The sequence below is a fragment of the Rhizobium sp. BK289 genome (assembly GCF_014193575.1).
GTDB lineage: Bacteria > Pseudomonadota > Alphaproteobacteria > Rhizobiales > Rhizobiaceae > Rhizobium > Rhizobium tropici_C.
In genome coordinates this window covers 128,080-150,173 of the sequence record NZ_JACHZO010000013.1, presented here as the reverse complement: position 1 = coordinate 150,173, position 22,094 = coordinate 128,080, and the positions used below count along the sequence as shown (strand labels likewise).

Here is a 22,094-nt window from a genome sequence, read left to right as displayed (position 1 = left end):
CGACAGAGTCCGAAATGGTGGCCAGAACGTCCTCGACAGCAGAGGCGATGTAGCAATCGCTGCACAGGTCAGTATCTCAGGTGGCGAGCTATCATAGCAACACCGAGCAGGAGAACGGGCGCGATCTCGACCGGTCAACGCTCGCCGACTGGGTCGGTCGGGCAGCTTTCAATGTGGACAAAGACGCAGTTCGAGATGGCACAATTTAATTCTGCTGCAACCAGCGGCAGTTTGTCGACCTTTAACATTGCTATGCTTTTGATTGCTTCATGACAATCTCTCTGATTTGGCCCCTGTTCATTGCATTCTTCGTGCTGGCGCTAATCAGCCCATTTCTTCCGCTGTTCCTTATGTGGAGGTCGGTCGCTCTTTCGGTTCTCGCCCTTGTATCATTCCGTTTGCTTCGTGGACCTGTTCATTGGACCGACCAGGACGTTGGCTATTCCATCGGAATTGCTCTCCTAACGTGGTTCCTCTCGATTGTATTCCTGGCTTTGGCCCTGCGGCTCTGTATCGCTGCTTATTATGATAGGTTGAGATCAGAAATCATGCTCGGCGAGAATACGCGCTGGATCGACAGGGTTTTGCTTGCGGTCACCGGTGCTGTTGTCGGCCTTGTGTTGACGATCAGCATGGCCTCACTCCTCGGCGGCAGCTCAGGCGGGCGCATGTTGGATTTGGGTATTGGCCTAACCGCCAGCGCAGTCATGATCTTTATGCTCATCCGCCGGGCCAGTGGCCTCGCGATCCCGGTCACGGTTCTGTCTATCGTCGTTGCGACAATTTCGTTCGTTGGTTCTGGGCAAACGCGCCGCATCATTGAGGGGGCGGAAACACTTGCAGATGGACGACCGTGGTGTCTCGTCGTGCCGAAATGGCGTTACCACGAACCCGCTGTCTCTGACCTTGGTTTTTTCTCCCTCCCAAAGGGAAGTCTATTACCGCATCTCGTATTGTTCGTCCGCGATGGAGCCGAGGAAACGAAAGCGCATTGGTCGATCCGACAGCAGCGCTTCGTAAACGGTGCAATAATCATCGATGCGACCTGCAATCCTACTGCAGACACCCGAAGATAGCCCCTTGAGACGGACGCGCTCGCTGCAGATCGGGCGGCTACGCAGTTTAGGCGTCAACCTCGCAGAGCAAGTGGCGGTTAGCGCATAGCAGCCAGCTTCATAAAGGCTGCCGGTCCTAAACATCGAACAAAGGACTGCTCTCCAAGCGCGAGTGGAACACCATCTTAACCGAAATGCTTAGTGCGAACGGCAGCCAATCCGAGTGCGAAAAGGGCAAGGGACCACCGTTTTCGACTGGCTTATTGAAATCATCCAAATTCATGGTGACAGCGGTGACGAGGCCGAAGATAATGTCGAACTCGTTCTGGAGTGACGTCCCCTTGCCGCTGATATTTGGATGGGGATCTCCACGGGCAGCGATTTTTGGGGCGTCGTAGTGCCCTGACGAACCGATAAACTTGGATGCCCCGGTTACCGCTCATCGATCTCGTCATGAATCTGCAACTATGCTCTCTTAACCGGAAGCATGCTTAAAAACAGCGTCGGAACAAGGGGGGAGCCAAATCCTATGCGTCAGCCTCGTATCGCTATCATTCTCGACGAGAACACCAGCACGGGCGGAACCCGTTATGAAGCGGCCAAGGGATATTTTCGGGGTGTGAGCAAAGCGGGAGGTCTTCCCTTCGGCGTGCCGTATATTCCTGAAGTCGTCGGCATCGTTTTGAACGAGTTCGATGGCCTGGTCTGCGTCGGCGGACGGTTTGCCTATCCTGACGATTGGTACATCACCGGGGAGGTCTCGAAAGCGCCGCCATCGGAACGTCTCGATATCGAAAGGGCAATCGTCGAGGGTTTCCTGGAGAAAGATAAACCCATTCTCGGCATTTGTGCCGGCATGCAGATGCTCGCATGCCTCAACGGCTGTCGCCTCACACCCGACCTACGCTCGTCCTTCCCGACTGCAAATGAACACGACCAACGAGACCACCTTCATGCGGTCGAAATTGTCCCAGAATCCCGCTTGGCGAAGATCGTTGGCGAGCGCCGTTTCGAGGTAAACACCTTCCATCGAGAGGCTATCGCGCAATTGTCACCAGCCGTTCTTGCGAGCGCCTACGCTGAGGACGGCATCGTCGAGGCCATTGAAGTCGTCTCCAGCTCGTTTGCGATCGGCTTGCAATGGCACCAGGAGTTATTTGCTGACGTGGACCACCCAGGTAATGCCGTGTTTCGCGGCCTTGTGGAAGCCGCGGCATAATCTGAAGCACCACTGATCTCGAATTGAGATACCGTCTGCAGGTCTCCGCAACCGCTGAGGGGTTTTTCAAGCCGTGCTTGGTTATGAGATTGGATCTCAGCACGCTGCGAGCATGATTCGATCGGCCGGAGATGATGCGCTTGTGGCATGTCCTGCAAGCGCACCGGTAAACCATCATTATCAAGGAATGTGAACTGGTCAGGCAACCGGATCTGCCTTAGCTTAGCGTCGCTCGACGCCGCGGCTCCGCCCTTCGGGAAATCTGCTCATTATACGCACGCACCAGTTAAACATTTCATTGGAGAATTGTCATGAACCTGGAACTCGACGGTAAATTAGCTCTCGTCACCGGCAGCACCGCCGGCATCGGCTATGCAATCGCAGCTACTCTCATTCGCGAAGGCGCCCATGTCATCGTCAACGGACGCACCCAGGATGCTGTCGATCGCGCGGTCGCGGAACTTTCCGCAATCGGAAGCGGCCGCGTTGAAGGATTTGCCGGCAATCTTGGAACCGAAGATGTCGCTGCTGCGGTCGCGAAACGCTTTCCTGATGTCGAAATCCTGGTCAACAACCTCGGAATCTTCGAACCGAAGCCTTTCGAAGAAATTCCCGATACCGACTGGCGGCACTTCTTCGATGTCAATGTGCTTTCAGGTGTTCGTCTCGCCCGCCTTTATCTGCCCTCGATGCGCCAGCGGAACTGGGGCCGCATCATCTTCATATCAAGCGAAAGCGGCGTGCATATTCCCGCCGAGATGGTGCATTACGGTGTGACCAAGGCGGCCCAGATTGCCGTAGCGCGCGGTATTGCCGAATCCGTTGCCGGCACCGCGATCACGGTCAATAGCGTGCTGCCCGGTCCAACGAAGTCGCGCGGCGTCGTGGATTTTGTCGCAGCCTTGTCCGGATCCGAAGGAAAGACCTTCGCGGAATTCGAGACCGAATTCTTCGAGAAAATCCGACCAACGTCCCTGATCAAACGCTTCACGCAGCCTGAGGAAGTCGCGACGATGGTCGCCTATGTGGCAAGCCCGCTGTCTTCGGCCACCAATGGCGCCGCGCTCCGGGTCGATGGCGGTGTGGTCAAGAGCGCGTTCTGACGGCGGTGCCTTCGCCGATCGACGGCAAGGCAGTGATCACCTGATGCTCTCCTTCGTCCAATGCCATGACCGCAGCCTGTATCGGGCTCCGTAATCGGGAACCGCTGCTATCTGGTGGTCGTTAGGAGGGCAAGTGAACTCGGCGGTCTGGCCGCGAATGCATTCGCGGCCAGACCGCCATGACAGGAGACTTGATATGCCCAGCAATGCCGACCGCGACCCACTCCACCATACCCAGAAGATGCAGAAGGCCTTCGCCGATCTGCGCAAGCACCTGCGCGAGGACATTGAAAAAGTCGACGAGCCGCAACTAAAAGCCATGTTCGAGACCTCGGCTGAGGTTTTGAGCGGCCTGGAGAAGGCCTTCCACGACTACGAAGAAAAGAATGAAAGCGCTTGGCGAGTCTAGACTGAAGTCACGCCACCTCGGAAATCGCCAAACCGGCGCTGTCGGACTCCCGTGGACGGGGGCGCATAGCCTCCGCATGGCCAAAAAAGGCCTTTCCCGCTAAGAAATCCCGCCAATGAGCGGTACGAACATCACAGCTTGGAGATCCAACTCTTCATAGCTGCTCGCGCTTCGCCGGATGATCTTGCGGAGTATCTGGCCCCGCTCGTCGCCCACGGGAATGACAAGCCGCCCGCCGATCGCAAGCTGCTCCTTGAGGGCTTCCGGCACGAGAGGGCCGCTGGCTGCCACCAGAATGGCGTCGAACGGTGCTTGCTCGGGCAACCCTCGGGCTCCGTCGCCGGCAAGTATCTCGACATTGCCATAACCGAGATCGGCCATGCGATGTCTTGCCGATACGGCCAAGGTTTCGTGGCGCTCGATGGCATAGACATGCTCCGCGATCTGGCCGATCACCGCGGCCGCGTAGCCGGAGCCGGCTCCCACCTCGAGCACGCGATCGCCGGGGTGCACCTCCGCCGCTTCGATCATCAAAGCCACGACATACGGCTGGGAAATGGTCTGCCCCTCCTCTATGGAGAGAGGGGTATCCTCATAGGCGAATTCAGCCATGCTCTCGGCAACGAAGCGCTCTCTCGGCACGGCGCGCATCGCCCTTAGGATGTGTTTATCGCGCACACCGCGGCGCTCAATATCCACCTCGACCATATGATCGCGCATGCGCCGGTAGTCGGCCATCCTGGCCTCCCGTTCTGCTCGCCTTTTGTTGTCGGTGGGCGGGTTGAATCGGGTGATGGCGCGCGACGGTCAAATCGCGGTAGGTGGCGATGCAACACGAAGATCATCTTCCATCATGCACGATCTTCTCCATTGCCCCTGCGGCCACCATCCTGCGCCGCCTCTCGTTGTTCGGCTTCACCCGGTATCAGCACACCTTGCGTCACCGCGGGAAAGCTTCAGCATCGATCGACGTAGCGGTTCCCGTCGCGGTCGCGGTAGTAGCAGCGGCCCGGTTGTCCCGCGACATTGCCGATCAACGCGCCGGATACGCCGCCGACGGCAGCACCAACCGCAGCGCCGCGAATATTGCCCGTTGCAGCGCCGCCGACGACCGCACCCGTGGCGGCGCCGATGCCGGCGCCTTGTTCCGTCGACGTGCAAGCCACCAACAACAATCCTGCACATCCGATGGCGATGAACCTGTTCATTTGAATTTCCTTCCCATTTCGCCTTAGAGGACTGGTCTACTCCTTATGCCGTCATGGCCGTGCAACAGGGCGGGTATTGGCTCCGGCCGGCCGGCCCGGCACAGTGGATTCATCAAACCACGTCACCGGCCGGAAGTTCCGACCGAGTTGAAGGGGGGCGCCATCGGACTTGATATTTCAATGGATATTCAGGCAGGTGCCATGCTTATCCAGGTTGCTTCAGATACCTCACCGAAGTACCCGCGTCGCATCTCGAACTGGCGGATGGGCTACATGTACATGCGTTGCATGCAGCGGATTCATTGCGGACCCGCATCAATCGGATCATTGACGCGTTAGGAATAGAGCGATGAAAGAGTGGTTCCGGAAGACGTGATTCTTTACTTCGAAATGTCGAATTTCCGGCGAAAGCTGTCATACATATTCTCAAACATCCACGACTTCAGTGACATGCCGTCAGGAAACCGATCGAGATTTGCGAAGGTCACGGCCATAAGCTCCTGTACGAGATCCTCCGCATCGGCCGGATTTTTACAGAGCGCCTGCGCTAACGATCGAAACGTAGGCCCTAGCTCCTCGATTTCAGCCTTCAATCGACGATGTCGGGAAATATTCGTCACGATATTCTCTCTCACTGACTCATGCGATTGTTCCATCGGTTTTCATCGGGACGCATTCGCGCCAGCCCCATATTTTTTTAACGGGTATGATCCTCGGCTTGTTCCTAGGTGGCGAAAAAATGGAAGGATCAGCACCACTTGCAAGGGTGCGCGGACCTAGGCAGGTCACGAGCCTGCAGGACTGTGGGAGGCAAGAACCCTAAACAGCATCTGCTATCGATAATGACTGTTTTCGTGCCACTTATGACATCGAAACGATCCATCGACGGCGAGGCTGCCCGGCAAGCTTCGACAGCTTCCGCGAGCCTTCCGTACAGATAAACCCAAGGTTTGCGAGCGCCACAACCTGCTGCACGCCGATGTCCTTTATGGCGACACGGCACGTTTCATTTGGGATGAGGGTGACCGCCAACGGTTCTGCCAAGATGGCTTTCCTTGCCCTGCGCCGCATCGGAAGACAATCCACCTTCCATGCTGCGCAGCAACTCCAATGCCCTTCGCTTCTCCTCGGAGTCGCCTCGACTGAAGTGGGCTAAGGCCGTCAACGTGGTGAGGTGATGAAGCTTGTCAAAATCCACCACGCCCCCTCGATAGAGCTTGATCAGCTCTGAAGCGAAAGCCTCGCGGCTAACTTCGTTCAGATCGAACCATGGCTGGGCTATTACGACATCGAAGATCTTTTGGAGGTCGTCGATCTCTTCAGGCTGGAGTACTCCCTCCACGAGGTGATGGTAGTTGCGCATTGCCGCCTCTGGGAAGATTCGCAGTCGCGTCCATTGCCAGGCGCAACCGGAATGAATGCGAAACGACCTTGCCTGTATATCAAACCGAGGCACTACGCGAAAGTCGCAAGGGGAAGCGAATAAGCGTGTGGAACAGAACCGAGCGCAGCAGTTTCGCGAGAGTATGGTGGTGCCTTTGCGACAAGGGCCGGCGGAGTTTTTCCCTCCCACTCCACCGGGATACATGACATAGTCAATGGCCAGATGCAGCTGGAGCATTTTTCGATGCCGCGAGAAGCCGTCTGGACGCTGATTTTGTTTGTTCTCCTCATAGTGAGCGCCGCGGTCGGCTCGATATTGCGCACCAGATTGCCGGCGCCGCACCGTGGTACCGAGACGATAGATTTCCTTCGCGTCGTGACGGCCTTGCTCGTGACGTTTGCCGCCCTTGTCATGAGCCTGCTTCTGGCATCGGAACTGACCGCATTCACGACGGCATCCCACGATCGCAACCGCTATGCCGCCGATCTGGCGGAAATGGACGTCTGCCTCAAAAACTACGGCGCCGCATTGGATGGTGAGAGGCAGCTCCTGCGCAGCTATACCGCCGCCGTCATCGCCAGCACATGGCCGGGAGAGCCGCTTCCGCCGGGAATGACGTATCCGGACGTATCAAAATTGCCTTTGATCGGTGAAGCACCCAGTCTGGGGGCACTTCTGAACACCATAGGGCTCGGCATTGCCCGCCAGCAGCCAAATGATCCCCTGCATCAGATCCTTGTGGCCCGTTGCAATCAGCTCTTCGGCAACCTCATGGTCGCGCGGTGGACCGTCATAGAAGATGCGCACGGCTCGCTTTCGGCGCCGTTTCTCGATGTCCTGATCTTCTGGCTTATGCTGGTATTTCTGAGTTTCGGTCTTCAGGCCCCCAGAAATCCGCTGGCGGGCTCCATTGTCGCCGTCGCCATCGTCTCGGTGGCGAGCGTCATGTTTGTCATCCTGGATCTCGATCTTCCCTATGGCGGCCTTTTTGGGATTCCGAGCACGTCCATGCGGCATGCGCTCGCCGATATGCTGGCGCCATAGCGATCTATTGACGGCTAATGCCATAATGATCGACGGCACAGCACAGCTCGCCGAAGGAAATCGCTGCTGCTTACGCGGTCTGCCTGGGCCGCCAGCGCAGCAGATGGGCCTCCAGCGCATAGGCAAGGCGATTGAGGGTGAAGCCCACGAGACCCAGCACGAGAACGCCGACCATGACGAGCGCCATGTCGAACCGCTCGCGGCCGGCAATGACGAGACCGCCGACGCCCGGGCCGACCGCCAGGAAATATTCTGCCTTCTCATAGTTGAAGAACAGCAGCAGCGGCGACCCAGAATAGGTGTATGTGGTGGCATCGACGACAAGATTGGCATTACCCTTCAGCCGCTCGATAACGGCATCGGGTTGAGCAGCAATAGTTGTTGGAACTGACGGCGATTGATCGACATAGGCTTCGCTCCGATGATTTAGGCGGCGGGGCACAGCGTCCCGTTGCAAAAATGATCGTTGTGAATGCCTGAAATCCAAAGGCAGTTTTTCTAGCAGTTGACGAAAGCAATGCTTCGCGCCATGCGGCAAATTGTAGAAAAGACGAAAATTCCGATTGCCGATGCCGAATGACCCCGCCTGAAACGGCCGGCGATGGCTTTTTGCTGGAAGCGTTTGGTTCGCTTGCCAAACGTCTTTCCTGGCCAACAAATGTACAGATTGTAAAAATTTCGAATTCCCCGATAACGACAGAAACTCCAGACATTAGTAATTTATTAATTATAGTCCTCGTCGGAACTATATTTAGAGACGAGGAAAAACACGGCACGTGTTCAGTACAGCCGTCGCGGCTATGTTTGTGTATCATCGTAAAAGTGGAGAGTTCTATGAATATGCCGCTCAGATATACGAATTTGTATTCGAAAAATTCCGAACGACGCACCGTTCTTGTTGCTGGCGGCGCCGGTTTTCTAGGATCTCATCTCTGTGAGTGGCTATTGCGGGATGGCTGTCAAGTCATCTGTGCCGACGACTTCTCGACCGGACGCACGGAGAATTTGCGGCATCTGCTCCGCTACGACGCCTTCAGCTTCGTTCGTCACGATGTCGTCAATCCCATCGATCTGCCGGTCGACGAGATCTATAATCTGGCCTGCCCCGCCTCACCTGTGCACTATCAGGCGGACCCGATCCATACGATGAAGACGTGCGTTTTCGGGTCGTTGAACCTGCTTGAACTGGCGGCCCGTCACCAGGCTCGCATATTCCAGGCTTCCACCTCGGAAATCTACGGAGACCCGCAGGTGCATCCCCAGCCGGAGCGCTATTGGGGCCATGTCAATTCGTTTGGCCCGCGCTCCTGCTATGACGAGGGAAAGCGCTCGGCCGAAACGCTTTTCTATGACTTTCATATGAGACATGGCGTGGACATCCGGATCGCACGCATCTTCAATACCTATGGGCCTCGCATGCGTCCGGACGATGGCCGCGTCGTTTCCAATTTCATCGTCCAGGCACTCAAGGGGCAGGATATTACCGTCTACGGCGACGGATCGCAGACGCGCTCGTTCTGCTATGTCGACGATCTTATCGAGGGCTTCGTTCGGCTGATGGGCAACCCGGCCGCGCTTCATTCGCCGATCAATCTGGGCAATCCGGCGGAATTCAGCGTCCGCGAGCTTGCCGAACAGGTCATCGCGCTGACGGGCTCGCCATCGAAACTTGTCTACAAGCCGCTGCCAATCGACGACCCTCGCCAGCGCCGCCCCGACATCACGATTGCAAAACGGGACTTGGGATGGGAGCCCACAGTCGCTCTCTCTGAAGGTCTGAAGTCGACGGTCGCCTATTTCGAACGGCAGCTTCATCGGCAAGGCAGCGAACTCGTAGAGGTCATCTGATGTCTACGCGCACCATCCTCGTCGCGGGCGGTGCCGGCTTCATCGGCAGCCACACGGCAAAGCTTCTGCACAGAGAGGGTTACGAACCGGTCGTCTACGACAATCTTTCCACGGGCCATCTTGAATCGGTCCGCTGGGGACCATTTGTAGAGGGTGATATTCTCGACACGCCTCGCCTGGTCGAGGCCATCAAGACATACCAGCCCGAAGCGATCATCCATTTCGCAGCGTCCGCCTATGTCGGTGAATCGGTCGAAGAGCCGGCGAAATACTACGCCAACAACGTCAACGGCACGCATTCGCTTCTGGAAGCCTGCCGCACCACCGGTACCGACAAGCTCATCTTTTCATCGAGCTGCGCCGTCTATGGCATACCGGAGCAACTGCCGATCCGCGAATGTGAGCCGCAGCGTCCCATAAATCCCTATGGCCGCACAAAGCTCATCGCCGAACACATGCTGGCCGATTATGCGGCGGCCTACGGGCTTCGCTATGTCGCGTTGCGCTATTTCAATGCGGCGGGAGCCGACCCCGAGCAGGAGCTCGGCGAATGGCACACTCCGGAGACGCACTTGATCCCCCGCGCGCTGCTCGCGGCGACAGGCTCCATCGACTGTCTCGAGGTCTATGGCGACGATTACGATACGCCGGACGGCACCTGTGTGCGCGATTACATCCACGTCATGGATCTGGCTCGCGGCCACGCTCTCGCCGTCAAATATCTGATGGCGGGCGGCGCCAATCTCGCCATCAATCTCGGAACCGGCCGCGGCACGTCGATCAGGGAGGTCCTGGACGCCATCGGGCTTGCCTCGAAACGCTCCGTGCCGGTTGCGATGCGCCCGCGCCGGTCGGGTGATCCGCCGGCGCTCTATGCGGCGTCGGATCTTGCCGCCGAAAAACTCGGCTTCCAACCCCTGTACTCCGATATCGGAACCATCATCCGAACGGCAGCTCCATTCTTCGGATTGGAGACGCAATCATGAGGATGCCCAAGATAAACAGATCCGCCGCACAGGACGAGCCACTGATGGTTCCCATCCTCTCTGGCTATCGGCGTACGGAATATATCGCCTGTGCCACGATATGGTTTGCGGCACTCGTTTATCTTTGGTGGTGGTGGCTCCTGCCGGCTCACCATGTCGATCCGCTCGGATCCATTCTGATCACCACCGTTCTGGCATGGACAACCCTTCTTCCGGTCTATTTCGTCGCCGTATTCTATCGTGCGCGGAAGCCAAACGGGCCGTTACGCCTGCCGGCAGGCAGCCGGGTGGCGATGGTTGTGACAAAGGCACCGTCGGAACCGTTCGATGTCGTTGCCCGCACCCTGGAAGCCATGCTGGCACAGGAGGTGCCGCACGATACCTGGCTGGCCGACGAGGATCCCTCACCTGCGACGATCGGCTGGTGCCGCAGGCATGGCGTTCAATTGTCCACCCGCGAGGGGCGGGAGGATTATCACCGCAAGACATGGCCGCGCCGCACACGCTGCAAGGAAGGAAATCTCGCCTTCTTCTATGACCATTACGGCTATGAACGTTATGACTTTGTCGTCCAGCTCGATGCCGATCACGTGCCGAGCCAGGACTATCTTTACCAGATGCTGCGCCCGTTCGCCGATCCTGCGATCGGTTACGTATCCGCGCCCAGCATCTGCGACAGCAATGCTCGCGAGAGCTGGTCCGCGCGTGGACGCCTTTATGCCGAAGCAAGCATGCATGGATCGCTGCAGGCCGGCTTCAACAACGGCCTGGCGCCGCTCTGCATCGGCTCACACTATGCCGTCCGCACTGCAGCTCTGAAAGATATCGGCGGCCTCGGGCCTGAACTCGCCGAGGATCATTCGACGACGCTCATGATGAATGCACATGGTTGGCGCGGCGTTCATGCCATCGATGCCATTGCCCATGGTGATGGTCCACGTACCTTTACCGATCTCATCACGCAGGAATTCCAGTGGTCGCGCAGCCTGATGATGATCTTGCTGCAGTATTCGCCCAAATTGCTTCCCTGCCTCCCCCCTCGGCTGAGGCTGCAATTCCTGTTCTCGCAGCTCTGGTACCCGCTGTTTTCGCTGTTCATGGCGCTGATGTTCGCGCTGCCGATATTAGCACTCGCGGGAGGACGGAACTTTGTCAATGTGTCCTATCCCGATTTCCTGCTGCATTTCCTGCCGCAATCGTTCCTGCTGATCGCGTTTGCCTATCGCTGGCGCCGTACCGGCACGTTCAGGCCGGTGGATGCCAAGATTCTCAGCTGGGAAGTCACGCTGTTTCTGTTTGCGCGCTGGCCATGGGCGCTTGCCGGCACAATTGCAGCAATACGGGATTGGACGACCGGATCTTTCGTCGATTTCCGCGTCACCCCGAAAGGCACGTCCAATGTCGATCCACTGCCCTTCCGCGTGCTTGCGCCTTATGCACTTCTGTCTCTCGTCTCCATCGTACCTGTCCTGATGGTTCGCGATGCGGGAGAAACGAGCGGCTTCTATATCTTCGCAACCATGAATGCGGCGATCTACACGCTGCTGCTATCGGTGATCATTCTGAAGCATGCGCAGGAGAATACCATCTCCATGAGCAGCCGCTTCTATCGTCCCGCCGTTGCAAGCGCAATGCTCGTTCTCGTCGCCCTGCCGGGGCTTGCAGCCAGGGAGCGCGGTGCCGAAGGAGTACTGTCGCTGACGTGGAGCACGAGCGGCTATGCCCTTTTCGTGGAGCGCTCGTCGGTGGCGGGGGCGGGCGTCAGCGGACGCAAGCTGCATCGGATCATGTTCGATCCGCATTGGCATGATGCCAACGCAATGACGGAAGTTCCCAGCAGGAGGGGCGCATAGGCGCAACAAACCATGAAGATAGCTGTTGTCGGAACGGGATATGTGGGTTTGGTCAGCGGCGCCTGCTTCGCCGAGTGGGGCCACACCGTCGTTTGCGTGGACAAGGATCCGCCCAAAATTGCCGGTCTCCGCCAGGGCAGAATGCCGATTTACGAGCCGCACCTCGACGAAATGGTCGAACGAAACTGTGCGTCGGGACGGCTTGATTTCACCTGCAACCTCGCTCGGGCGGTCAAGGAAGCGGCTATCGTCTTTATCGCCGTCGGCACTCCGCCTCGCACCGATCGGGGGGAACCCGATCTTTCCAGCCTCTACCGCACGGCGAGCGACCTTGCGCCGTTGATAGCCGACGACACGGTTGTCGTCGTCAAATCGACCGTGCCCGTCGGCACCGGCGACATGGTGCAGAAGATCATCGGGGCGACACGCAAGCCGGGCACGTTTTCCGTGGCCTCCAACCCGGAATTCCTGTGCGAAGGCGTTGCGGTACGCAATTCGCTCGCGCCGGACCGTGTCGTAATCGGGGTAGACGACGAGCGTGCCTATAAGCGCCTGCTGGAACTCTACGCCGACCCGATGGATCTCCAGGACATACCGCTTGTGGTGACGGCGCGGCGAACTGCGGAATTGATCAAATATGCGGCCAACGCATTTCTGGCGACGAAGATAACCTTCATCAACGAGCTTGCCGATCTTTGTGAACGTCTGGGCAGCGATGTCGAGGAACTGGCACTCGGGATAGGATTGGACAAGCGCATAGGCACGACCTTCCTGACGGCAGGTCCCGGCTTCGGCGGATCCTGTTTTCCAGGGGATACGCTCGCTCTTCTGCGAACCGCACAGGACCATGGGGTCGCGCTGCGCGTCATCGAAGAAACCGTTGCGGCGAATGACGCCCGCAAGCGGCGCATGGCGCTCAGGGTCGTCGAAGCGCTTGGCGGCAATATGGACGGCCTGACCGTCGCCGTTCTCGGCCTCACATGCAGGCCCGACACGGACGACATGCGCGAAGCCCCCTCGGTCCCGCTGATCGAAGCGCTCCAGCGCTTTGGCGGCCATATTCGAGCTTATGATCCAATGGGCATCGAGAATGCCGCGAAGATCCTCGATGACGTGGTGTTTTGCGACGATCCTTATGACTGCGCGCGCAATGCCGATGCAGCGGTCGTCATGACGGAATGGGCAATCATCAAGAACCTCGATCTGATCCAGCTCAAGGCGAATATGCGCCAGCCCATCCTGGTGGATCTCAGAAACGCCTTTCGCAGGGACGCCGCCGCACAGCTCGGATTCCGTATTTCGACCATCGGAAATTCGGCCAGCACAAAGGGCGATGTCCGAAGCATGGCGAGACAGAGGAACAAATCCCTAGGGACCGCCAAGGTCATACCAATTGCTATGGGGGAGAAAGACAATGGCATCATCATATAACAAGCCGAGCCCTCTGGTCCGCGCAAGCGCGGCGACGCTTGCCGCCGTCATCATCCTCGGATCTGTCGCGTCAAGCAGCGCGGCGGCCGCGGGCAAGGACCTCAAATTGCCGGTCGACGCTCGCCCCATGACGGCGTTCGAACTTTACCAACTCTATCGCGACAAGAGCTGGCAATGGCCGGATGGCGCCGGGCAGATGCAGGACGCAAATCGTCGTTTCGCTGCCTGGGTCGACGGCAAGGAAGGCAAATCCTGGGCCGAAGGCCGTTGGAGCGTAAGCGATGCCGGCCGCATGTGCTTTGAAGCGACCTGGTACGCGGCGAATGGCAAATTCCCGGCCAAGACCTGCTTTCTGCACCGCATTCTCAATGAAACCGTATACCAGAAGCGCGAGCCCGGTGGGACATGGTTCATATTTCGCCATGCCGCGGCCAAAGACGCCGACGAGGCGAAAAAGCTGATCGCCAGCGATCTGGTTACTGAACGACTGAGCATCGTGAAAGCCACCTTGAACACGAGCAAGGCCGAACTGAAGAAGGAGGCAGTCCAATGAAAACGGCATTCAAGTTTACCGCAGCCGTCGTTTGCTTCGCAGGTTTGTCCGGAGCGATCTACGCCGCCAACAATGGTCTCGAAACGGCAGGCGGCAGTCAGAACATGTTCCATGACAAGAGGCCGATCATCACACCGCAATCGCTGCCATCGGGCGCATACGATCCGAACGGCGATTTCTCGAATGACCCCAATCCCAAGATCGAGCATCTTTTCCTTCCCTGGGAAGATGTGGATCTGGCAACACTTGGGGTCGCCGACAGCTATGCGCGCCAGCGCGGCCGCTCGCTGCTGATCACAGTCGAGCCCTGGTCCTGGGCACGCAACTGGCGCGTCACGCCGGACGATCTTTTCCAGGGGATCGTGGATGGGCACTACGATGCGAACATGGCATCGATATGCTCGGCCGCCGCCAAGCTAAAGCAGCCCGTTACCATTCGCTGGGCCCAGGAAATGGATGAAAAGAACGGGCAGTTCACCTGGGCCTACTGGAACCCGGCGCAATATGTGAAGGCGTATAAGCACGCCATCGATGTCTGCCGCCGCCATCTTCCGTCCGCCAAATACATGTGGTCGCCGATGGGCAAGGAAGGGCTTGAAGCCTATTATCCGGGAGATCAATATGTCGATGTCGTAGGCCTCTCGGTCTTCGGCTACCAGCCTTTCGACCAGCGCATGCTTGGACGCGACTCGACCTTCGTCGAGGCGACCAAACCAGGCTATGACCGCGTCAAAGCTTTCGGAAAGCCGATCGTGATCGCGGAGCTGGGCTACCAGGGAAATGAAGCCTATGTCCATGCCTGGGCCGAGGAAGCCGCCAAACCGCATGACGAGTTCAAGAATATCGTTGGAGTGGTGTATTTCGACGATCGCGAGACCTACCCGTGGCCTCATGGTCTTGGACGGCCGGACTGGCGTGTTGTCAGCCCTCTGTTGAACTGAAACAACAACAAGAATGGAGGCGAAGATGTCTCTTGCAAGGTTCTTTATATCAGGTGTAGCCCTATCGATGTTGCTGTTGGGTGGATCGGCACATGCTGCGAGCCGGCAGCATGCCGATTGGATAATCGAGCGCTCTGCCATTCAGGCAACATCGATAAGCGCCTCGGACGTGCGGAGCCTTTACGGCGGCCGGTCGTGGATTTGGAAAGATGGTGCCGGCTATTTTTCAGCCAAGCAAGGCAGCTTCATGGCCTGGTCGCATACCGGCGCCGAGAAAACTTATGCCAAAGGCACCTGGTATGCGACCTTCAACGGCAAGCTATGCATGAAGGCGCGTTGGCAGAGCAAGAAATACGACGTGGAAAAGACGTCCTGCTTTCTGCATCGTGAGAAAGACGGCGTCATCTACCAGAAGCGTCTACCGGACGGAAAGTGGTATGTATTTCGTCACGATCCGCCGAGGCATGACGACGAGGCAATGAAACTGCGCAAAGGCAACTATGTCAGCCGGCACTTACCTAGCTAACCGGATGCGGAGAAGATGTCGAGCACGCGGGATCAATCGACTATGACGACACCATCGATTGAGACATTCGGGACCGTTCTGGCAATGGGATCAATTGCCAGAAGGTTTCAACCGTTCAACGATTGTAGCAATGAGAGGTGCGTCCAAAGCCGCTCGGCGTGCAGATATAGGGTGCGCCCTTGAAATACTCGTCGGCCGAAACCGTTGTCCGCTTGCGGATCTGACCGGTCCCATAAAAGTACATATTGCTTTCGCTTTTCTTCATGTACAGGTCGATGGTCTTGTATTTATATTTATCCAAGGTTGCGGAAACCGCATTTTCTACAGGATAGGCAAGAAAAAGGATGCACAAGCAAACAGAAGTCAAGCTTGAAACAAGGCGGGAAAGATAAAACTTCGGCTCAATTGGGTTTACTACCATTTGCTTACTTCCATGTCCTCTATGTTTCGTTTCTACATCCATTCAAATTATTTCGATCTCTCGATAAAACTCTTGAAACTATTAGAGAATAATGCTTAAGTAACTGTTACGAGTATTGAAGTAAGGTTTGCGGCAATGCGACCCTCTCGGGTATCAGTTTTGCGTTCCTTGCGATGGCCGCCGGAGATCATCACCCGGGCAGTTTGGCCTTCCGCCAAGCTGCTCGCCGCGCTGTCGAACAGAACTTTCCGTCTCATCAAAGATGAGGACGCAACCTGTCGTGCGTTTATCCCTCTCTCTTCCTGTTACAATACGGAAACAGATTCGTTCCGGCATGAAAAGTTGGAAATCAGGCTGGATCTCACGAGAAGGCGGCTAATCCACAAACAAATGTGGTTTTAATATGATCAACTGGTGTTGGGGCCAGCTGCAGAATTTTCAAGGGGCGCGCTGCAGCCGCGGCAAGTACAACACGCCATGTAGTGTCGAGGGATCGCTACAATGATGTGGGGCAAAGCAGATATTTCGTTTGAACAGCCCAAGGCCGTCGAGCGCCGGCGCTGGCCCCGCTCACCTCAGGCACCGCTTTACAGCGAGCTTCCCGAAACAACGGAGCTGGCGTCGCTGCCGTTTTCGACGGAGGAGTTGCGCCCCGATCGACAATTTGCAGCCTGGCAGGAGCGCATGGCTCCGCTGGTCGATATGCGGCTGCAGAACCAAGCAAAAGCGTGCGAGCCGTTCGCGGTTAAGCAGGTCGTATGGAACCTCGAAGGAGTCTTGCTCATTCAGCAGGACACTCCGGCATTCAGTTTCGAACGCTCCCCCGAAAAGGTGCGCTTCAGCTCGATAGATCATTGGCAGATCACCTTCCTGCGCACTGGAAAGACATGGACGAGCGTTAACGGCAAGGTTGTCGAAAACGAGCCCGGCATGATGGAAATCCGAATGCTGGGCTGCCCCTTTTACGGACGAACCTCGCCGGCGCAATCCACGACGCTGATCCTGCCATGCGATCTGTTTGCCGCCTATGGCGGACTGCCGAGCGCCAGCAGCAATATTGTCCTTGGAGGCCCGCGCGTCTCGTTACTTTCGAGCTACATGGATTTCCTCGAAGTCAATCTCCTTCGCTTGACCAGAGATGATCTTCCAGGCGTCAGGAACCAGCTTCGCGAGATGGTGTTCCATACAATCTCCCCCTTGGTCCACAGCGAAATCGACGGCGAAATATCGCAAAGCGGTTTGATGACCCGGGCAAGGCATTTCATTCAGAACAACCTGGGCTCCGCAGAATTGACGCCGGAAACCCTGAGCCGCGAATTGGCGATCTCGCGGACGCGCCTTTACGAGCTGTTTCAGACCTCGAGCGGAGTGCTCAACTATATAAGAAGAAGACGGCTTCTGGCCGCGCGCGCCGCACTCAACGATCCCGCCGATGGCCGGAAAATCGGCGAAATCGCCAGCCAGTTCTGTTTCGAGTCCGCCGCCAACTTCTGCCGGGCTTTCACCCATGAGTTCGGCTACAACCCAAGCGAAGTGCGCAGGCATTCGCGCGATTTCAAGACGGAAGCGCCGTCGCGCACGGCTATGGTCTCAAGCTTCGATAACTGGCTCGGTACGCTTGGTCTTTGACGATAAAGACCGACAGCGACGTCGCAATGTCCTGCCTTGCAAGGCCAGGAGCCTGTTTGATATCGTCGCCAAGCGTGATATGTTCCGTATTTGTTCGACCCGCTGCGATTTATGGCGGCGTTGAACGCCGGAGTATGATGTCGAAAACTGCGTGCGGTTTTCAGACGACATCATCCACACAACGTCATTTCAGCGCGGCCTGATCCCAGCGCGGATTACCGAGACGATAATGAACGATATGAGCTCGACGCCGGTCCGCAAAATCATCCATGTGGACATGGATGCGTTCTACGCGTCGGTCGAACAGCGTGACAATCCCGAACTGCGCGGCAAGCCGCTTGCGGTCGGCGGGTCCGCGGCGCGCGGCGTTGTGGCGGCGGCAAGCTATGAGGCCCGCGCCTTCGGCGTTCGTTCGGCCATGCCATCGGTGACGGCGAAGCGCAAATGCCCGGATCTGATTTTCGTGCCGCCGCGCTTCGACGTCTACAAGGCCGTGTCGCAGCAGATCCGCGAGATCTTCGCCGAATATACGCCGCTGATCGAGCCGCTCTCGCTCGACGAGGCGTATCTCGACGTCACCGAAAACCTCAAGGGCATGGAGATTGCCACCGAAGTCGCGCTGGAAATCCGGGCCAGGATCAAGCAGGTCACCGGGCTCAATGCTTCCGCCGGCATCTCCTACAACAAGTTTCTCGCCAAGATGGCAAGCGATCTGAACAAGCCCAACGGCCAGGCGGTGATCACGCCGAAGAACGGGCCAGCCTTTGTCGAGGCGCTGCCCGTCGGCAAATTCCACGGCGTGGGGCCGGCGACCGCCGAACGCATGCGCAAATACGGCATCGAAACCGGGCTCGATCTGAAAGCGAAGTCCCTCGCCTTCCTGCAGGAGCATTTCGGAAAGTCCGGATCGTATTTCTACGGGATCGCCCGGGGCATCGACGAACGCCAGGTGAGGCCCGACCGGATCCGCAAATCCGTCGGCGCAGAGGATACGTTTCCCGAGGATATCGACGATCTCGATCTGGCTACGGCGGAATTGCGGCCGCTTGCAGAGAAGGTCTGGCACTACTGCGAGGCAAGCGGCATCAGCGGCAAGACGGTAACCGTGAAGATCAAATACTCTGATTTCACGCAGGCCACGCGCAGCCGGACCATCCCTGTTCCGGTCGCGGGCTTGAGCGAGATCCTCGAAGCGGCATCTGCACTTCTGGCGACCGTCCATCCGTTCAGGCGGCCGGTTCGGCTGCTCGGCGTCACGCTTTCATCGCTGACGAACGAAGAAACCGACGATAGCCGCGCACAGCCCCAGCTCGATCTCGGCATTTAATTGCCGGTCACGGTGGAGACACGGTGAACCCAGGCCTTGCCTTGGTCCATGCGTGCCGAATCTGTAGAAATATGACTAAATTCCTCTTGTTTTTGACCGGCCGGCAAGGCTATACCGCCGCGGATGTTTTCAACCGTCCCTCTCTGGCCGCAAACGATCAGGATATTTTTCGTGACCATTTTGAAATCGCTTTTGGCCGTCTCGGCTCTTTGCATGGCGCTTGGCCTTGCCGTACCGGCGGCATCTGCCGCATCCACCAGCTATCCGTTGACACTCGATAATTGCGGAACCAAGGTCACTTTCCAGAAAGCGCCGGAACGGGCGATCGGGCTTGGCCAGAACAGTGCCGAAATTCTTCTTTTGCTTGGTCTGCAGGATAAAATGGCCGGCACCGCCTTCTGGCCCAACAAGGTTCTGCCGCAGCTTGCGGAAGCCAATTCCAAGGTCAAGCTGCTGACGGTCGAGTTTCCGACCTTTGAATCGATCCTCTCGGAAAATCCTGATTTCGTTGCAGCCGCACTACCGACCCTGATGGGACCGAGCAGCAAGGTGGCAAAGCGCGAGGACTTCGAGAAGCTCAATATTCCCACCTATGTTTCCCCCAGTGTCTGCCCAGCCCAGGGCGCCTCTCAGGACAAATACGGCAATGCCGCCCGTAGCCAGATCTGGAACATGAGCGCGCTTTACCAGGAAATCGATGAGCTCTCGCAGATTTTCGATGTCCGCGACAAGGGCCAGGCGCTGATCGAGGATTTCAAAAAGCGGGAAGCGGCACTGCGCGCGAATGCGCTGAAGGACGGTAAGAAGCTCTCCTATGTCTTCTGGTTCTCCAGCCCGTCGTCATCTGCAGATGCCTATGTCGGCGGAAAAAACAGCCCTTCAGCTTATATCGCCGACCTGCTTGGCGGCCGCAATGCCATTACTACCGAAGCGGAATGGCCGACACTGGGCTGGGAGAGCATCATAGCCGCCAATCCGGACGTCATTGTCGTCGCCAGCCTCGACCGCAATCGCTGGGAGCTCGACAAGCCGGAAGCCAAGATCAAGTTTCTCACCACCGACCCGGCCGTCAGCCAGCTTCCCGCGGTCAAGAACAAGGCCATCGTCGTCATGGACGGTCAAGCCATGAACCCGACCATCCGCACGATCTATGGCGCCGAGCAGGTGGCCCAGCAGCTCAAGGCCCTTGGTCTGCTGAAGTGATCGACGCGTACCGCAACCTGCGGCAAGTGGCTGCCCTCGGCCTGTTGCTGCTGGCCTCCCTTGCAGCGATCGGCCTAATCATCGGTATCAGCGTCGGTATCGGCGACCTGCCGATACCGCTGTCGACGACGTTTTACGCCATCACCAACAGGCTGGGCTGGACAGGCGTCGAGCTCAACCGCATCCACGAAACGGTCATCTGGGATTATCGCCTCAGCCGGGCATTGGTGGCGGCTTTCTGCGGAGCGGGCCTGGCGCTGTCGGGCGCAATCATGCAATCGCTGCTCCGAAATCCCCTTGCCGAACCCTATGTGCTCGGCATCTCGGCGGGTGCTTCGACGGGGGCCGTCGCAGTCGTCATCCTGGGCGTCGGCGCCGGTGCGGTTTCACTGTCGGCAGGCGCCTTTGCCGGCGCATTCGCCGCCTTTTTCTTCGTCGCTCTCCTTTCCAATGGCACACGAGGCGGCACGGACCGCACCATCCTTGCCGGCGTCGCCGCCTCCCAGCTGTTCAACGCCGCGACGTCCTATATCGTAACGACATCGGGGAACGCCCAACAGGCACGTGATGTCATGTTCTGGCTGCTCGGGAGTTTCGGCGGCGTCCGCTGGCCGGAATTCATGCTGGTATCGACGATCGTCGGCTTCGGGCTTGCCGCCTGCCTGCTCTACGCGCGGATCCTGGATGCCTTCACCTTTGGCGACGAGGCAGCCTCGTCGCTTGGCGTCAATGTCGGGCGGGCGCGGATGGGGCTCTTTGCGCTGACCGCGATGATGACGGCAACCATCGTCAGCATGGTCGGCTCGATCGGCTTTGTCGGTCTCGTCGTACCGCACACGGCGCGCTTCGTCGTCGGGCCGCTTCACATCCGCCTGCTGCCGGCTTGCGCCATCATCGGAGCGATGTTCATGGTACTGGCGGATATCGCCTCACGCGCCCTCATCCCACAGCAGGTCCTGCCGATCGGGGTGGTTACGGCGCTTGTCGGCGTCCCGTTCTTTGCAATCATCCTCTATCGGTTCCAACGCGCGTCATGAGCATCAAGGCTGACAACATCATCTGGAAAATCGGCGGAAAGACCGTGCTCGACGGCGTCTCCTTCGAAGCGCCTGCGGGAAAAATGCTCGGCCTGCTCGGGCCGAATGGCTCGGGGAAAACGTCGCTCTTGCGTCTGCTGGCCGGATTGAAGAAGCCGAATTCCGGCCGCATCACGCTTGAAGGGCGCGACCTTGACAAGATGCCTCGCCGGGCGATCGCACGGCGTGTCGCCTTTGTAGAGCAGCACAGCACGACCAATGCCAATCTCCAGGTCATCGACGTCGTAAAGCTCGGCCGATTTCCGCATCGGTCGATGTTCTCAGGCTGGACCTCGGCCGATGACGAAAGCGTGGAAAGCGCCCTTGAGCGCGCCGGGATGAAGGAAAAGCGCAACGACCGTTGGCAGAGCCTGTCGGGCGGAGAGAAACAGCGCACCCATATTGCCCGCGCCCTGGCGCAGGCACCGAAGGAGCTCATCCTCGACGAGCCGACCAACCATCTCGACATCCAGCATCAGATCAGCCTGATGCGGTTGGTTTCCGGCCTGCCGGTCACCAGCATCATCGCCCTTCACGATCTCAACCACGCCGCCATGTTCTGCGACCAGCTGATCATCATGCAGCAGGGCCGGATCGTCGCCTCCGGCACCCCGGAAACTGTGCTGACCGAAGACCTCCTGCGGGACGTCTTCGCCGTGGAAGCCCGGGTCGAGATCTCGCCTCATCACGAGCGGCCGCATATCCATTATCTGCGATAGGTCACTTGAGCCGGCCGCCTGTCTCTCGAATGCGGGCGGCAAAGCGATCGAAGCCGTCTTAGCCGGTAAGCGGGAATCCGGACCGTGACATCCTTTTTCGTTACCGGCAAAAGACGGCTTACTTTCACACCGGGCTTGCGAGACGTCGCGAATATGGAG

22 protein-coding genes and 1 pseudogene are annotated in these 22,094 nt (G+C 58.0%); 17 read left to right on the top strand and 6 right to left on the bottom strand.

Annotation, left to right across the window (positions count from 1 at the left end; all coding sequences use genetic code 11):
* The first annotated feature begins 269 nt into the window (after positions 1-269).
* The 4 genes from FHT84_RS23405 (at position 270) to FHT84_RS23390 (ending at position 3,786) form a co-directional block, all read left to right on the top strand.
* A complete protein-coding gene (locus tag FHT84_RS23405; protein WP_113251550.1) occupies positions 270-1,076 on the top strand; it encodes a hypothetical protein in 807 nt (268 codons plus the stop codon).
* Between the two features lie 508 nt (positions 1,077-1,584).
* A complete protein-coding gene (locus tag FHT84_RS23400; protein ID WP_112343453.1) occupies positions 1,585-2,274 on the top strand; it encodes a gamma-glutamyl-gamma-aminobutyrate hydrolase family protein in 690 nt (229 codons plus the stop codon).
* Positions 2,275-2,585: 311 nt separating this feature from the next.
* On the top strand, positions 2,586-3,377 hold the full coding sequence (locus FHT84_RS23395) for an SDR family oxidoreductase (RefSeq protein WP_183764193.1): 792 nt from the start codon (positions 2,586-2,588) through the stop codon (positions 3,375-3,377).
* 196 nt (positions 3,378-3,573) lie between these two features.
* A complete protein-coding gene (locus FHT84_RS23390) occupies positions 3,574-3,786 on the top strand; it encodes a hypothetical protein (protein ID WP_112343455.1) in 213 nt (70 codons plus the stop codon).
* A gap of 99 nt (positions 3,787-3,885) precedes the next feature.
* Here the strand turns inward: FHT84_RS23390 and FHT84_RS23385 are convergent, their stop codons facing one another.
* From FHT84_RS23385 to FHT84_RS23370, 3 genes are all read right to left on the bottom strand, one after another.
* Positions 3,886-4,524 carry a protein-L-isoaspartate(D-aspartate) O-methyltransferase gene (locus tag FHT84_RS23385; protein WP_246698609.1) on the bottom strand — a complete coding sequence of 213 codons (639 nt, stop codon included), beginning with the start codon at positions 4,522-4,524 and terminating at the stop codon, positions 3,886-3,888.
* A gap of 218 nt (positions 4,525-4,742) precedes the next feature.
* On the bottom strand, positions 4,743-4,994 hold the full coding sequence (locus FHT84_RS23380; protein WP_112343456.1) for a glycine zipper domain-containing protein: 252 nt from the start codon (positions 4,992-4,994) through the stop codon (positions 4,743-4,745).
* A 1,006-nt stretch (positions 4,995-6,000) separates the two neighbouring features.
* Positions 6,001-6,357, bottom strand: a complete 357-nt coding sequence (locus FHT84_RS23370; protein WP_181592392.1) for a hypothetical protein — start codon at positions 6,355-6,357, stop codon at positions 6,001-6,003.
* 264 nt (positions 6,358-6,621) lie between these two features.
* Between FHT84_RS23370 and FHT84_RS23365 the strand changes: the two genes are divergently transcribed.
* Positions 6,622-7,422, top strand: a complete 801-nt coding sequence (locus FHT84_RS23365) for a hypothetical protein (RefSeq protein ID WP_113251571.1) — start codon at positions 6,622-6,624, stop codon at positions 7,420-7,422.
* A 70-nt stretch (positions 7,423-7,492) separates the two neighbouring features.
* On the opposite strand, the pseudogene FHT84_RS23360 reads toward FHT84_RS23365, so the two are convergent.
* Positions 7,493-7,678, bottom strand: a pseudogene (locus FHT84_RS23360) (ABC transporter permease); the annotation flags it as partial.
* Between the two features lie 578 nt (positions 7,679-8,256).
* On the opposite strand from FHT84_RS23360, the gene FHT84_RS23355 reads away from it, so the two are divergent.
* Genes FHT84_RS23355 through FHT84_RS23325 form a run of 7 tightly spaced genes read left to right on the top strand, consistent with a single transcriptional unit; the run spans position 8,257 to position 15,560 of the window.
* Positions 8,257-9,270: a UDP-glucuronic acid decarboxylase family protein gene (locus tag FHT84_RS23355; protein ID WP_112343458.1), complete on the top strand. Its 1,014-nt coding sequence runs from the start codon at positions 8,257-8,259 to the stop codon at positions 9,268-9,270.
* The gene (galE, locus tag FHT84_RS23350) at positions 9,270-10,256 is read left to right on the top strand and encodes a UDP-glucose 4-epimerase GalE (protein WP_113251549.1); all 987 of its coding nucleotides are present in this window, start codon (positions 9,270-9,272) and stop codon (positions 10,254-10,256) included. The genes FHT84_RS23355 and galE overlap by 1 nt, the downstream gene beginning before the upstream one ends.
* Positions 10,253-12,109: a glycosyltransferase family 2 protein gene (locus FHT84_RS23345; protein ID WP_112343460.1), complete on the top strand. Its 1,857-nt coding sequence runs from the start codon at positions 10,253-10,255 to the stop codon at positions 12,107-12,109. Before galE ends, FHT84_RS23345 begins: the two co-directional genes overlap by 4 nt.
* A gap of 12 nt (positions 12,110-12,121) precedes the next feature.
* Positions 12,122-13,540 carry a UDP-glucose/GDP-mannose dehydrogenase family protein gene (locus FHT84_RS23340; protein WP_112343461.1) on the top strand — a complete coding sequence of 473 codons (1,419 nt, stop codon included), beginning with the start codon at positions 12,122-12,124 and terminating at the stop codon, positions 13,538-13,540.
* Positions 13,524-14,093, top strand: a complete 570-nt coding sequence (locus tag FHT84_RS23335) for a DUF995 domain-containing protein (protein WP_112343462.1) — start codon at positions 13,524-13,526, stop codon at positions 14,091-14,093. The genes FHT84_RS23340 and FHT84_RS23335 overlap by 17 nt, the downstream gene beginning before the upstream one ends.
* Entirely contained in the window at positions 14,090-15,034 is a 945-nt protein-coding gene (locus FHT84_RS23330; RefSeq protein ID WP_112343463.1) for a glycosyl hydrolase, read from the top strand. Before FHT84_RS23335 ends, FHT84_RS23330 begins: the two co-directional genes overlap by 4 nt.
* A 13-nt stretch (positions 15,035-15,047) precedes the next feature.
* Positions 15,048-15,560, top strand: a complete 513-nt coding sequence (locus FHT84_RS23325) for a DUF995 domain-containing protein (protein ID WP_246698608.1) — start codon at positions 15,048-15,050, stop codon at positions 15,558-15,560.
* Positions 15,561-15,675: 115 nt separating this feature from the next.
* On the opposite strand, the gene FHT84_RS23320 is transcribed toward FHT84_RS23325, so the two are convergent.
* A complete protein-coding gene (locus tag FHT84_RS23320) occupies positions 15,676-15,981 on the bottom strand; it encodes a hypothetical protein (protein WP_113251546.1) in 306 nt (101 codons plus the stop codon).
* A 501-nt stretch (positions 15,982-16,482) separates the two neighbouring features.
* Here FHT84_RS23320 and FHT84_RS23315 point away from each other — a divergent pair.
* Together FHT84_RS23315 and dinB are read left to right on the top strand one after the other, a co-directional pair.
* Positions 16,483-17,610 carry an AraC family transcriptional regulator gene (locus tag FHT84_RS23315; RefSeq protein WP_113251545.1) on the top strand — a complete coding sequence of 376 codons (1,128 nt, stop codon included), beginning with the start codon at positions 16,483-16,485 and terminating at the stop codon, positions 17,608-17,610.
* A 229-nt stretch (positions 17,611-17,839) separates the two neighbouring features.
* A complete protein-coding gene (dinB, locus tag FHT84_RS23310; protein WP_113251544.1) occupies positions 17,840-18,937 on the top strand; it encodes a DNA polymerase IV in 1,098 nt (365 codons plus the stop codon).
* Here dinB and FHT84_RS23305 read toward each other — a convergent pair.
* On the bottom strand, positions 18,934-19,116 hold the full coding sequence (locus FHT84_RS23305; protein ID WP_183764196.1) for a hypothetical protein: 183 nt from the start codon (positions 19,114-19,116) through the stop codon (positions 18,934-18,936). The two genes, dinB and FHT84_RS23305, sit on opposite strands and share 4 nt — an antisense overlap.
* On the opposite strand from FHT84_RS23305, the gene FHT84_RS23300 reads away from it, so the two are divergent.
* Genes FHT84_RS23300 through FHT84_RS23290 form a run of 3 tightly spaced genes read left to right on the top strand, consistent with a single transcriptional unit; the run spans position 19,109 to position 21,935 of the window.
* Positions 19,109-20,140: an ABC transporter substrate-binding protein gene (locus FHT84_RS23300; protein WP_183764199.1), complete on the top strand. Its 1,032-nt coding sequence runs from the start codon at positions 19,109-19,111 to the stop codon at positions 20,138-20,140. The genes FHT84_RS23305 and FHT84_RS23300 overlap by 8 nt on opposite strands.
* A complete protein-coding gene (locus tag FHT84_RS23295; protein WP_183764202.1) occupies positions 20,137-21,177 on the top strand; it encodes an iron ABC transporter permease in 1,041 nt (346 codons plus the stop codon). The genes FHT84_RS23300 and FHT84_RS23295 overlap by 4 nt, the downstream gene beginning before the upstream one ends.
* Positions 21,174-21,935, top strand: coding sequence for an ABC transporter ATP-binding protein (locus FHT84_RS23290; RefSeq protein WP_183764205.1), 762 nt, complete (start codon positions 21,174-21,176; stop codon positions 21,933-21,935). Before FHT84_RS23295 ends, FHT84_RS23290 begins: the two co-directional genes overlap by 4 nt.
* Positions 21,936-22,094 lie beyond the last annotated feature (159 nt).